At 56.9% G+C, this 13,545-nt stretch carries 9 protein-coding genes; 8 read left to right on the top strand and 1 reads right to left on the bottom strand.

What is annotated here, in order from left to right:
* The first annotated feature begins 9 nt into the window (after positions 1-9).
* The 3 genes from rpoD to VSQ30_RS17470 all read left to right on the top strand — a co-directional run bounded on the left by rpoD (position 10) and on the right by VSQ30_RS17470 (position 1,807).
* Positions 10-1,104, top strand: a complete 1,095-nt coding sequence (gene rpoD, locus VSQ30_RS17480; protein WP_160643550.1) for an RNA polymerase sigma factor RpoD — start codon at positions 10-12, stop codon at positions 1,102-1,104.
* A 75-nt stretch (positions 1,105-1,179) separates the two neighbouring features.
* The gene (locus VSQ30_RS17475; RefSeq protein WP_334465927.1) at positions 1,180-1,632 is read left to right on the top strand and encodes an RrF2 family transcriptional regulator; all 453 of its coding nucleotides are present in this window, start codon (positions 1,180-1,182) and stop codon (positions 1,630-1,632) included.
* Entirely contained in the window at positions 1,589-1,807 is a 219-nt protein-coding gene (locus VSQ30_RS17470) for a hypothetical protein (RefSeq protein WP_334465925.1), read from the top strand. Before VSQ30_RS17475 ends, VSQ30_RS17470 begins: the two co-directional genes overlap by 44 nt.
* A gap of 40 nt (positions 1,808-1,847) precedes the next feature.
* Here VSQ30_RS17470 and VSQ30_RS17465 read toward each other — a convergent pair whose 3' ends face one another.
* Positions 1,848-2,300, bottom strand: coding sequence for a hypothetical protein (locus VSQ30_RS17465; RefSeq protein WP_334465923.1), 453 nt, complete (start codon positions 2,298-2,300; stop codon positions 1,848-1,850).
* Positions 2,301-2,647: 347 nt separating this feature from the next.
* Between VSQ30_RS17465 and rpoB the strand changes: the two genes are divergently transcribed.
* The 5 genes from rpoB to fusA all read left to right on the top strand — a co-directional run bounded on the left by rpoB (position 2,648) and on the right by fusA (position 13,500).
* Entirely contained in the window at positions 2,648-6,364 is a 3,717-nt protein-coding gene (rpoB, locus tag VSQ30_RS17460) for a DNA-directed RNA polymerase subunit beta (protein ID WP_334465920.1), read from the top strand.
* A gap of 31 nt (positions 6,365-6,395) precedes the next feature.
* A complete protein-coding gene (rpoC, locus tag VSQ30_RS17455; protein WP_334465917.1) occupies positions 6,396-10,097 on the top strand; it encodes a DNA-directed RNA polymerase subunit beta' in 3,702 nt (1,233 codons plus the stop codon).
* A 225-nt stretch (positions 10,098-10,322) separates the two neighbouring features.
* Positions 10,323-10,748 carry a 30S ribosomal protein S12 gene (gene rpsL / locus VSQ30_RS17450; RefSeq protein WP_160643897.1) on the top strand — a complete coding sequence of 142 codons (426 nt, stop codon included), beginning with the start codon at positions 10,323-10,325 and terminating at the stop codon, positions 10,746-10,748.
* Positions 10,749-10,916: 168 nt separating this feature from the next.
* Positions 10,917-11,387, top strand: a complete 471-nt coding sequence (rpsG, locus tag VSQ30_RS17445) for a 30S ribosomal protein S7 (RefSeq protein ID WP_160643895.1) — start codon at positions 10,917-10,919, stop codon at positions 11,385-11,387.
* Between the two features lie 16 nt (positions 11,388-11,403).
* On the top strand, positions 11,404-13,500 hold the full coding sequence (gene fusA, locus VSQ30_RS17440; protein WP_334465914.1) for an elongation factor G: 2,097 nt from the start codon (positions 11,404-11,406) through the stop codon (positions 13,498-13,500).
* Positions 13,501-13,545 lie beyond the last annotated feature (45 nt).

The raw sequence follows: 13,545 nt of genomic DNA, 5'->3' as shown, positions 1-13,545 counted from the left end.
GGTATACGCATGGGCGCACAGCCGGACAAGAAAACGATTATTAAAGACCTGGTGGAGCTGGGAAAAGGCAAGGGCCAACTGAGCACAAAGGAAATCCTGGACGCGCTGGGGGAGCTGGACTTTGACCCGGAGCACATAGAAAAATTCTATGATACGCTGGAGAGCCACGGCGTGGAAATCGTGGAGGACTTTGACGATATCCAACTGGACGACGCAGAGCTTGCCAAGGTGAGCGGCGGGGATCCCATGGAGCCGGGCATTGGCGCGGACGGGGTGTCCATTGACGACCCGGTGAAAGTGTATTTAAAGGAAATTGGCCGGGTGCCCCTTCTGACCCCGGAAGAGGAAAAGGATTTGGCGGTGCGGATTTCCGCAGGGGACGAAAGCGCCAAGAAGCGGCTTTCAGAGGCTAACCTCCGCCTGGTGGTGAGCATTGCCAAGCGGTATCTGGGAAGAGGGATGCAGTTCCTGGATTTAATCCAGGAAGGCAACCTGGGGCTTATCAAGGCTGTAGAAAAATTCGACTACACCAAGGGCTTTAAGTTTTCCACCTATGCCACCTGGTGGATCCGCCAGGCCATCACCAGGGCCATTGCCGACCAGGCCCGCACCATCCGCATCCCGGTGCATATGGTGGAAACCATCAACAAGGTAAAGAAGGTTTCCAGCCAGCTTCTGCACCAGAACGGCCGGGAACCCAGCGCCGAGGAGGTTGCCGAGGAGCTGGAGATGCCGGTGGACAAGGTGCGGGAGATTATGCGGGTGGCCCAGGAGCCTGTATCCTTGGAAACGCCTATAGGCGAGGAGGAGGACAGCCATCTAGGGGACTTTATCCCTGACGACGAGGCCCCCGCCCCGGCAGACGCGGCCTCCCACACCCTTTTGAAGGAAACCCTGGGCAATGTGCTGGACAGCCTCACCACCCGGGAAGCCAAGGTGCTGTGCCTGCGGTTTGGCCTGGAGGACGGGAGAAGCCGGACGCTGGAGGAAGTTGGCAAGGAATTCAACGTGACGCGAGAGCGGATCCGGCAGATTGAGGCCAAGGCCCTGCGGAAGCTCCGGCACCCCAGCCGCAGCAAAAAGCTGAAGGATTTCCTGGACTGAGCGGCACAATGCCCCGCCTGATTCACAAAGGCTGGCTGGAAACAGACACTCTGAGGAAAGATGATGGAGTAGCGTATGTTCATGACACTGGAAGCGGACTACGCCGTACGAATCGTAGAATATCTGACAAAGCACCCCTGCCGGTGCGACGCCAGAACCATTTCCGAGCAAATGCAGATCCCCCAGCGGTTTTCCCTAAAAATCCTGCGGGAGCTGGTGGCAAAAGGCATGGTGTGCTCCTATAAAGGGGCAAAGGGCGGGTACACCCTGGCAATGGGTCCGGAGGAGATAACCCTGCGGCAGGTGATCGAATCGGTGGAAGGGGAATATATGCTCAGCCGGTGCCAGAAGGAGGAGTATAGCTGCGGGCGCGCCCACTGCAGGCTGCATAAAATTTATGAGAAGATTTCCGAAGATGTGCGGCGGGAGCTTGACAGCTACACCTTTGACGTGATTTGCGCGGAAGAAAAGGAGGGCTGCTGCGATGGTGCCGCTGGTTTTGATAAAGCGGAACAGGATACTGGCTAAGCTGAAAAAGGCCGGGTCCGTAAGCCCCCAGGCGGCAGTGACCCTGGAGCAGGCCGGCGTGGCAAAGGGCGACCGGAATTATCCGGGCCTTGTGGCGATGATGCTGCGGGAGGGAGATCTTCTGGCGGCAGAGGAAGCAGGGAACCGGTTTTACCTGGGGAAAAAATGGAACTAAAAAAGCCGTGCCCATGTGGGCACGGCTTTTTTACGTGGTTTCAGCGAATGAAGCAGAGGCGGGAGGAGATGGGGGACACAATGGCGCTGACCAAAGGGGATGAGGCTGTATCATCCCGCAAAAGCGCCAGATTCGCAGAGGAGCAGATGCCCTTGCGGCAGTCGGGGCAAACGTCGTTTACCTCAGGCAGTTCCTCTATGACGTTGCCACTCCTGTCTATCACAGCGGCCCTCAGAACGCCTTCTGCCTGGACATACCAGCCATTGCTGTGATCGCCTTTTTGGTGGTGGGTTTTGCCTGTGGGCACATAGGAAGGATCCTGTACAGGGAGGCATTCCACGGCCCAGTCCGGCAGGGAATAATCGGCGGCATCAGGGTTTCCGGCCCATACCCTGTGGGCAATTACGCCATCCCCTGTTTCCGAGGCATAGGCCGGGGCCGCTATGGAAAACAGGAGCAGGGCGGACAGAACGAGCGCGAACATTTTTTTCATAGGCGCTGTCTCCTTTTTTTAAACAATACAAGAATAGTAAGCATTTGTCAAGAGAAAAACTGAAAACAAAAAAAGCTGCCAAGCGGCGGAAAAAATTGCAAAAAAAGCTTGACAAGCCCCTCTGTATGATATACACTTAGATAATGTATCAATATCAATAAGAGCGCCTTGTCCTATGGCACAATGCCAGTATAGCACATCATGCAAAAATAATCAAGTGTTTTGAGAAAACTTGCAAACTGTGCCGGGTGCTTCCAGACTAAATGCGGTATACGGGCCGGATTTTCCCCACAAAGTCCGGTGTAAAGGCTTTCAGAATATGTAAAGAATGGAGAGTGGCTGCGCCAATGGTGAATGTGAAACCGGTACAATTGGGCAAGAACACCCGCATGAGCTTTTCCAAAATCGAAGAGGTTCTCAAAATGCCGAACCTCATTGAGATTCAGAAAAACTCTTACGAGTGGTTTTTGAAGCAGGGCCTCAAGGAGGTTTTCGACGATGTTTCCGGCATAACGGATTTCAACAACAATCTGGTGCTGGACTTTGTGGACTACAAGCTGGACGACAAGCCCAACTACAGCGTCACGGAATGCAAGGAGCGGGACGCCACCTATGCGGCGGCCCTGCGGGTGACGGCGCGGCTTCTCAACAAGGAAACCGGGGAAATCAAAGAGTCTGAGGTGTTCATGGGAGACTTCCCCCTGATGACCCAGAGCGGCACCTTTGTGATAAACGGCGCGGAGCGGGTTATCGTCTCCCAGCTTGTGCGCTCCCCCGGCGTGTATTTCAAGATGGACTACGACCGCTCCGGCAAGGAGCTGTTCTCCTCCACCATCATCCCGAACCGGGGCGCGTGGCTGGAGTATGAAAACGACGTAAACGACGTGTTCTATGTGCGCATTGACAAGAACCGGAAAATCCCCATCACTGTGTTCATCCGCTGCTTAGGGCTGGGCACTGACCAGGAGATTTACAATGTGTTCGGGGATGACGACCGTATCCGGGCCACCATGGAGAAGGACACCTGCAAGACCATGGAGGAGGCCCTGTTTGAGATCTACCGCAAGCTGCGCCCCAGCGAACCGCCCACCATTGAAAGCGCCCAGGCCCACATCAACGGCCTGTTCTTTGACCCCCGGCGGTATGATTTGTCCCGGGTGGGCCGCTATAAATATAATAAGAAGCTGCGCCTGGAGGGCCGCCTGACCGGGCAGACCCTTTCCCAGCCCATTGCCGATCCCTCTACCGGGGAGCTGCTGGCAGAGGCCGGGGAAACCGTCAGCCGGGAGCTGGCGGAGAAGCTGGACGATGCCGGCGTTATGGAGGCTGTGGTGCTGCTGGAGGGCAAGGAGGTTAAAATCCTCTCCAACGGCATGGTGGACATCCAGAAGTATGTGGATTTTGACGCCAAAGAAGCCTGCGGCATTAACGAGCGCGTATGCTTTAAGGTGCTTGCGGAAATCCTGGACAGCGCCGGGGAGGACGAGAGGGCTTTGAAAGCTGCCCTGCGCGCCCGGCACAGCGAGCTTATCCCCAACTTCATCACCATTGACGATATTTTTGCTTCCATTAACTATATGAACTGCCTGGCTGTGGGCCTGGGCGTTACCGATGACATCGACCATCTGGGCAACCGGCGGATCCGCTCTGTGGGCGAGCTTCTGCAGAACCAGTTCCGCATTGGCTTCTCCCGCTTGGAGCGGGTTATCCGGGAGCGCATGACTTTGCAGGCCCAGGATTTGGAAACCCTTACCCCCCACTCCCTGATTAACATCCGGCCTGTGGTGGCGGCTATCAAGGAGTTTTTCGGTTCCTCTCCCCTCTCCCAGTTCATGGATCAGACAAACCCCCTCTCTGAGCTGACCCACAAGCGCCGCCTGTCTGCCCTTGGCCCCGGCGGCCTCTCCCGTGACCGCGCCAGTTTTGAGGTGCGGGACGTACACTACACCCACTATGGCCGCATGTGCCCCATTGAAACCCCTGAAGGCCCCAACATCGGCCTTATCTCTTATCTTGCCACCTTTGCCCGCATTAACGAATACGGGTTTATTGAGGCGCCTTTCCGCCGAGTGGACAAGGAAACAGGGCGGGTTACAGAGGACGTGGACTATATGACCGCCGACGTGGAGGATGATTTCATTGTGGCCCAGGCCAACGAGCCTTTGGACAGCGAGGGCCATTTTATCAACAGCAAGGTGGTGGGCCGCCACCGCAGCGAGTTCGTGGAGGTGGACGCCCGGCAGGCCGACTATATGGACATCTCCCCCCGGATGGTGGTTTCTGTGGCTACAGCCATGATCCCCTTCCTGGAAAACGATGACGCAAACCGCGCCCTGATGGGTTCCAACATGCAGAAGCAGGCTGTGCCCCTGATTAAGACAGAAAGCCCCATTGTAGGCACAGGCATGGAATATAAGGCCGGGGTGGACTCCGGCGTGTGCGTGCTGGCAAGACGGGGCGGCGTGGTGAAGTCTGTCAGCGCCAGCCTGGTGCGGGTGACGGCGGACAACGGCGACACCGACGATTACGAGATTATCAAGTTCATGCGCTCCAACCAGAGCACCTGCATTAACCAGGTGCCCGTGGTGTCTGTAGGCGACCGGGTGGAGAAGGACGACGTGATTGCCGACGGCCCCGCCATTAAGAACGGGGAAATTGCCCTGGGCAAAAACGCCCTCATCGGCTTTATGACCTGGGAAGGCTACAACTACGAGGACGCTGTCCTCTTAAATGAAAAGATTGTGCGCAATGACGTATACACCTCCATCCACATTGAGGAATATGAGATGGAGGCCCGGGACACAAAGCTTGGCCCGGAGGAAATTACCCGGGACATCCCCAACGTCAACGAAGAACTGCTGCGGGATTTGGACGACCGGGGCATTATCCGGGTGGGCGCGGACGTGCGGGCCGGGGACATCCTGGTGGGCAAGGTCACGCCTAAGGGCGAGACAGAGCTTACCGCTGAGGAGCGCCTGCTGCGGGCCATTTTCGGCGAAAAAGCCCGGGAAGTGCGGGACACCTCTTTGCGTGTGCCTCATGGCGAATATGGCGTGGTGGTGGACGTGAAAGTGTTCACCCGGGAGAACAGCCACGACGAGCTGTCCCCTGGCGTAAACAAAGTGGTGCGCTGCTACATTGCCCAGAAGCGGAAAATTTCCGTGGGCGACAAGATGGCAGGCCGCCACGGCAACAAGGGCGTTGTGTCCCGTATCCTGCCGGAGGAGGAAATGCCCTTCCTGCCTGACGGCACTCCCCTGGACATTGTGCTGAACCCCCTGGGCGTGCCCAGCCGCATGAACATCGGCCAGGTGCTGGAGGTCCATCTGGGCATGGCAGCCAAAACCCTGGGCTGGAAGATTATGACCCCTGTGTTCGACGGCGCCCACGAGGCCGACATCCGGGAAGCCTTCCGCATGGGCGGCCTGCAGGAGAACGGCAAGTTCCTGCTGCGGGACGGGCGCACCGGCGAATATTTCGACAACCCTGTTACAGTGGGATATATGTATTACCTGAAGCTCCATCACCTGGTAGACGATAAGATCCATGCCCGTTCCACCGGGCCTTACTCCCTGGTTACCCAGCAGCCCCTGGGCGGCAAGGCCCAGTTTGGCGGCCAGCGCTTCGGCGAGATGGAAGTGTGGGCCTTGGAGGCCTACGGCGCGGCATACACCCTGCAGGAAATCCTAACGGTGAAGTCTGACGACACGGTAGGCCGCGTGAAAACCTACGAGGCCATTGTGAAGGGCCAGAACATCCCCACCCCGGGCATCCCGGAATCCTTCAAGGTGCTGATTAAGGAGCTGCAGTCTTTGGGCCTTGACATCAAGGTGCTGGATAAGGACAACGAGGAAATCGACCTGAAGCAGAACTTCGACGAGGACGATGATATGGGCCTGAACCGGGGCGATCCCATGTTCGACGAGGAGAACGTGGCAGATGACCTGGACGGGTATTCCATGGAGGACGAGAACGGAGAGCCTTTGTTTGACGAGGAAGAGGAAGAAGAGGACATGGGCTTTACGGAGGACGATTTTAATCTGGACGACGACGATTTATTGTAGTCAGCAAGCAGAAAGGATGAGGGCATAAGCTATGGAGTATAATACTTTTGAGTCTATTAAAATCGGCCTTGCTTCTCCAGATCAGATACGGGAATGGTCCCACGGCGAGGTGAAAAAGCCGGAAACCATTAACTACCGCACCTTAAAGCCCGAGCGGGACGGCCTGTTCTGCGAACGCATTTTCGGGCCTACCAAGGACTGGGAGTGCCACTGCGGCAAGTATAAGCGCATCCGCTATAAGGGGAAGATCTGCGACCGCTGCGGCGTGGAAGTCACCCGGGCCAAGGTAAGAAGGGAGCGCATGGGCCACATTGAGCTGGCGGCCCCTGTGTCCCACATCTGGTATTTTAAGGGTATCCCCTCCCGCATGGGGCTGATTCTGGACATCTCCCCCCGGGTGCTGGAGAAGGTGCTGTACTTTGCCATGTATATTGTAACCGATCCGGGAAGCGTGCGGGAGCTTTCTAAAAACCAGACCCTGACTGAAAAAGAATACCGGGATCTGCGGGAAAAATATGAGGACGATTTTGAGGCGTCCATGGGCGCGGAGGCAGTACAGCGGCTGCTTTCCGAGATAGACGTGGAGCAGGTTGCCAAGGATCTCAAGGAAGAGCTGGAAACAGCCAACGGCCAGAAGCGGGTACGGCTTTTAAAGCGGCTGGAGGTGGTGGAATCCTTCCGGCTTTCCGGGAACAAGCCTGAGTGGATGATTTTAAACGCTGTGCCGGTAATCCCGCCGGATATCCGGCCCATGGTGCAGCTAGACGGCGGGCGCTTTGCCACCAGCGACTTAAATGATTTGTACCGCCGGGTGATAAACCGCAACAACCGCCTGAAAAGGCTTCTGGAGCTGGGCGCGCCTGACATTATCGTGCGCAACGAGAAGCGGATGCTCCAGGAGGCTGTGGACGCGCTTATCGACAACGGCAGGCGGGGCCGGCCTGTTACAGGCCCCAACAACCGCCCCTTAAAGTCCCTGTCCGACATGCTTAAGGGCAAGCAGGGGCGCTTCCGCCAGAACCTTCTGGGCAAGCGCGTGGACTATTCCGGCCGTTCTGTTATCGTGGTAGGCCCAGAGCTGAAAATGTATCAGTGCGGCCTGCCCAAGGAAATGGCTCTGGAGCTTTTCAAGCCCTTTGTCATGAAGCGGCTGGTGGAAACCGGGGCTGTGGGCAACATCAAGGCAGCAAGGAAGTCTGTGGAGCGCGCCCGTTCCGAGGTGTGGGACGCACTGGAAGTGGTGATTAAGAACCACCCTGTGCTGTTAAACCGCGCCCCCACCCTGCACAGGCTGGGTATCCAGGCCTTTGAGCCTGTGCTGGTGGAAGGCCGCGCTTTAAAGCTTCACCCCCTGGTATGTACCGCCTACAACGCCGACTTTGACGGCGACCAGATGGCTGTGCATGTGCCCCTCTCCGCTGAGGCCCAGGCAGAAGCCCGGTTCCTGATGCTGGCGGCAAACAACCTTTTGAAGCCCTCTGACGGGCGGCCTGTGGCTGTGCCTTCTCAGGACATGGTGCTGGGTTCCTATTACCTGACCCTGGACAAGGACGGGGAGCCGGGCGAGGGCAAGATGTTCCGCAATATGGACGAGGCCATGATGGCCTATGATGCCAAGGCTATCAGCCTTCACGCCAAAATCCAGGTGCGCCGCACAGTAGAATATAACGGCGAAGCTGTTACCGGCATGGTGGAAACCACCATGGGCCGCATGATCTTCAACCAGTCCATCCCCCAGGACCTGGGCTATGTAGACCGCAGCCTGCCGGAAAACGCCTTGAAGTTTGAGGTAGATTTCCTGGTGGGCAAGAAGCAGCTTGGGCAGATTATCGACCGGTGCATCCGGGTGCATGGCACAGAGCGCACTGCCGAGGTGCTGGACGAGATGAAGGCCCAGGGCTATAAATATTCCACCATCAGCGGCATTACTGTGGCGGTAAACGACGCCACCATCCCGGCAGACAAGAAGCGCCTGCTGGCTGAGGCCGAGGCTGAGGTGGACGAAATCCGCGATGAATACAACGAGGGCCTGCTCTCTGAAAACGAGCGCTACCAGAGCGTGCTGAAGGTGTGGGATAAGTGTACCCGGGACGTGGCCACTGCCCTGCAGAAGGGCCTTGACCCCTATAACCCCATCTTCATGATGGCGGACTCCGGCGCCCGCGGCAGCATCTCGAACCTGAACCAGCTTGCGGGCATGCGGGGCAACATTTCCAACACTTCCGGCAAAACCATTGAAATTCCCATTAAGGCCAACTACCGCGAAGGCCTGACCATTTTAGAATACTTCATTTCCTCCCGCGGCGCCCGGAAGGGCCTGGCAGACACTGCCCTGCGCACCGCCGACTCTGGATACCTGACCCGCCGCCTGGTGGACGTTTCCCAGGAGGTTATCATCCGGGAAGATGACTGCGGCACCCACGACGGCATTGAGGTCTTTGAAATCACCGCAGGCCCCGAGTCTATTGAGCCGCTGCACGAGCGCCTTATCGGCCGCTATCTGGTGGAGGACTTCTGCGACGGGGAAGGGAACGTGCTGGTTTCCAAAGATAAGCTTATGGACGATAACGACGCAGATATTATCACCGGCCATGGGGTAGAGCGCATTAAAATCCGCTCGGTGTTAAACTGCCGGGCCAGAAACGGCGTGTGCAAGAAGTGCTATGGCGCGTCTTTGGCAAACGGCAAGCCTGTGCAGGTGGGCGAGGCCGTGGGCATTATTGCGGCCCAGTCCATTGGCGAGCCGGGCACCCAGCTTACCATGCGCACCTTCCACACCGGCGGCGTGGCCAGCGCCGAGGACATCACCCAGGGTCTTCCCCGTATCGACGAATTGTTTGAGGGCCGCAAGCCCAAGCACGTGGCCATTATCAACGAGATTGACGGCAAGGTAACCTTTGAAGAGATTAAGAAGAACCGCCATGTAGTGGTGACGGACGATGAAACCGGGGACAGCCGCTCCTACCTCATTCCCTTCGGCAGCCGCCTGACGGTAAAGGAAGGGGAATATATCAAGCGGGGCAGGCGCATCACCGAAGGCTCTGTAAACCCCCACGACGTGCTGGCTATCAGCGGCACCCAGGAGGTGCAGGACTACCTTATCCAGGAAGTGCAGCGGGTATACCGGATGCAGGGCGTGGACATCAACGATAAGCACATTGAAATTATCGTGCGGCAGATGCTTCGGAAGGTACGGGTGGACGACGCGGGAGACACAGGCCTGCTGGTAAGCAATCTGGCAGACAAGAACGAAGTGCTCCTTGCCAACGAGGAAATCCGCCGCCGCATTGAAAACGGCGAGACAGGCCTCCGGGAAGCTGTATTCACCCCCCTGCTGCTGGGCATTACCAAGGCCTCCCTGGCTACGGACTCTTTCCTATCCGCCGCCTCTTTCCAGGAAACCACAAGGGTGCTCACCGACGCCGCCATCAAGGGCAAGGTGGACAGCCTCATTGGCCTGAAGGAAAACGTGATTATCGGCAAGCTGGTGCCTGCGGGCACAGGCATGAAGTGCTATAGCGAGGTGGAAATCCAGCCCGACTTCATCCCCGAGCCGGAGCCGGAACCCCAGGAGCTTCCCGTCCCGGAGGCAGATCTTTCCATGGAGGATGAGGATGACGATTTTGACATGGATTTGGAACTGGAGGGCGAAGAGGGGGATCTGGAGGAGGATGAAGCCCTTTCCAGCCTGCCCCAGGAGGATCCGGCCCCGAGCGTCAGCGGTTTACTGTAAAAAAAGCGGGAAAAAGCTTGACACAGGCAAGACGGTGATGTTATAATGCAAAGCTGAGGGCCTTTTGGGGAGATGTATGCCCAAAAGGCCCTTTGCCTCCGGCGGCTTAAGAACCTCGAAAAAATGCCTGCCAGACGGCATTCCCTATTTTTCCTTTGTTTGCATGGCGGGGCTTCCCCGCCTGTGCATATAACTTATTATACTTTATACCAAGGAGGTGCAAATATGCCAACCTTTAACCAGCTTATCCACAACGGCCGTTCCATTGCGGAAAAGAAGAGCAAGGCCCCTGCCCTGCTGAAAGGGTGGAACTCCAAGAAGCGCAGCGCTATCGATCAGGATTCCCCCCAGAAGCGCGGTGTGTGTACCACGGTGAAAACCCAGACCCCGAAGAAGCCCAACTCTGCCCTGCGGAAGATTGCCCGTGTGCGTCTTTCCAACGGCATTGAAGTGACCGCTTATATTCCCGGTGTGGGCCACAACCTGCAGGAGCACAGCGTGGTGATGATTCGCGGCGGCCGCGTGCGCGACCTGCCTGGCGTGCGTTACCACATTATCCGCGGCACCCTGGACGCCCAGGGCGTGGCAAAGCGTATGCAGGCCCGCTCCAAGTATGGCGCCAAGCGGCCCAAGGCCGGTGCGAAGAAGTAAGCTTCCCCTTACTGATTTGCCCATTTTTTCGTAAGACAAAGAATACCTAACGGCTGCCGCGTGCAAACTAACACGGGGAATGGCATTTATGATATATATGCCTCATGGCCGAACGGGAGTATTTGCTTTCGAGTACCGATGAATTCATTTTATGAAGGAGGGAAGATCATGCCAAGAAGAGGCAATGTGGCAAAGCGCGATGTTTTGCCCGATCCTATGTATAATTCCAAGCTCGTAACCCGCCTTATCAACAGCGTGATGCTGGACGGCAAGAAGGGCGTTGCCCAGAAGATCGTGTACGGCGCGTTTGAAATCGTGCAGGAAAAGACCGGCAAGGAGCCTTTGGAGGTTTTCGAGCAGGCGATGGAAAACGTAATGCCCAGCCTGGAGTGTAAGTCCCGCCGCGTAGGCGGCTCTACCTACCAGGTGCCCATGGAGGTGCGGCCTGAGCGCCGCCAGACCCTGGGGCTTCGGTGGCTCACCACCTATTCCCGCACCCGCAGCGAGCGCACGATGCGGGAGCGGCTGGCTGGAGAAATCCTCGACGCGTTGAACGGCGCCGGCGGCGCCGCCAAGAAGCGTGACGATACCCACAGGATGGCAGAGGCCAACCGCGCCTTCGCCCATTACAGATGGTAACGAGAAGGAGGAAATTATGGCCAGACAGGTACCACTTGAATTGACCAGAAATATCGGCATCATGGCTCACATTGATGCCGGTAAAACCACTACTACAGAACGCATCCTGTTTTACACAGGCGTCAACTACAAGATAGGCGAAACCCATGAAGGCGCCGCCACCATGGACTGGATGGCCCAGGAACAGGAGCGCGGCATTACCATCACTTCCGCCGCCACCACCTGCTTCTGGCCGGACCGCAACGGCAAGCAGAACCGCATCAACATTATCGACACCCCCGGCCACGTGGACTTTACCGTGGAGGTGCAGCGCTCCCTGCGCGTGCTGGACGGCTCTGTTACCGTATTCTGCGCCAAGGGCGGTGTGGAGCCTCAGTCTGAAACCGTTTGGCGGCAGGCTGACGAATACCAGGTGCCCCGCATGGCCTATGTCAACAAAATGGACATTATGGGCGCGGACTTCTACCGGGTTGTGCAGATGATGAAGGATCGCTTAAAGTGCAACGCGGTGCCCATCCAGCTTCCCATTGGGGCTGAGGAAACCTTCAAGGGCATCATTGACCTGGTGGAAATGAAGGCCTATGTCTATTATGACGATTTGGGCAAGGACATCCGCTGCGAGGACATCCCTGCGGACATGCTGGAGAAAGCCCAGCAGTACCGGGCCGAAATGGTGGAGCATGTGGCAGAGCTGGACGACATCCTGATGGAAAAGTATTTGGCGGAAGAGGAGATCACCATTGAGGAGATCAAGACCTGCATCCGCAAGTCTACCATTGCCAACCACATGGTGCCCGTTGTCTGCGGCACTTCCTATAAGAATAAGGGCGTGCAGAAGCTTCTGGACGCTATTGTGGATTATATGCCCGCCCCCACAGACGTGCCCGCTATTAAGGGCGTGAATCCGGACACAGAAGAAGAAGTGGTGCGCAATTCTTCTGACGAAGAGCCTTTCTCCGCTCTGGCTTTCAAGATTGCCTCAGACCCCTATGTGGGCAAGCTGTGCTTCTTTAGGGTGTATTCCGGTTCTATTGAAGCAGGCTCTACAGTGTATAACTCTGTGAAAGACAACAACGAGCGCATGGGCCGCATTGTGCAGATGCACGCCAATGACCGCAAGGACATTGATCGTGTGTACGCAGGCGACATTGCCGCCGCTGTGGGTTTGAAGAACACCACCACCGGCGACACCCTGTGCGACGAAAAGCACCCGGTTATTCTGGAATCCATGGAGTTCCCGGATCCCGTTATCCGCGTGGCTATTGAGCCGAAAACCAAGGCTGGCCAGGAAAAGATGGGCATTGCCCTCTCTAAACTTGCCGAGGAAGACCCCACCTTCAAGGCCTACACCGATGAGGAAACTGGGCAGACTATTATCGCCGGCATGGGCGAGCTGCACCTGGAAATCATCGTAGACCGCCTTCTGCGCGAGTTCAAGGTGGAGGCAAATGTGGGCAAGCCCCAGGTTGCTTATAAGGAAACCATCCGCAAGGAAGCTTCGGCAGACACCAAGTATGCCCGGCAGTCCGGCGGTAAGGGCCAGTATGGCCACGTTAAGATCCGCATTGAGCCGAACCCCGGCGAAGGCTATGTGTTCAGCAATGACATTGTGGGCGGCTCGATCCCGAAGGAGTATATCCCCGCTGTTGACCAGGGCATCCAAGGCGCTATGCTGGCTGGCGTTCTGGCTGGCTACAACGTAGTGGATGTAAAGGTAAGCCTGTATGACGGTTCCTACCATGAAGTGGACTCCTCTGAAATGGCCTTTAAGATTGCCGGTTCCATGGCCTTCAAAGAGGCTATGCGCAAGGCTGACCCTGTACTGATGGAGCCTATTATGAAGGTAACTGTTATCACTCCTGAGGAGTATATGGGCGACGTTATCGGCGACCTGAACTCCCGCCGCGGCATGATTCTGGGCATGGACGCCCTGCCCGGCGCACAGCAGGTGAACAGCGAAGTGCCCCTTTCTGAGATGTTCGGTTATGCCACAGACATGCGGTCCAAGACCCAGGGCCGCGGCCAGTATACCATGGAGCCTGCCCACTATGCGGAGGTGCCCAAGAACATTTCTGAGAAGATCATGACGGAGCGGGGCAAAAAGTCTGAATAAAGGAAAATATCTCTTGATTTTTCCGTTCATTGTTGGTACAATGAA

Source organism: Acutalibacter sp. JLR.KK004 (genome assembly GCF_036941085.1).
Lineage (GTDB): Bacteria > Bacillota > Clostridia > Oscillospirales > Acutalibacteraceae > Acutalibacter.
This window is presented reverse-complemented; position numbering and strand designations above follow the sequence as displayed.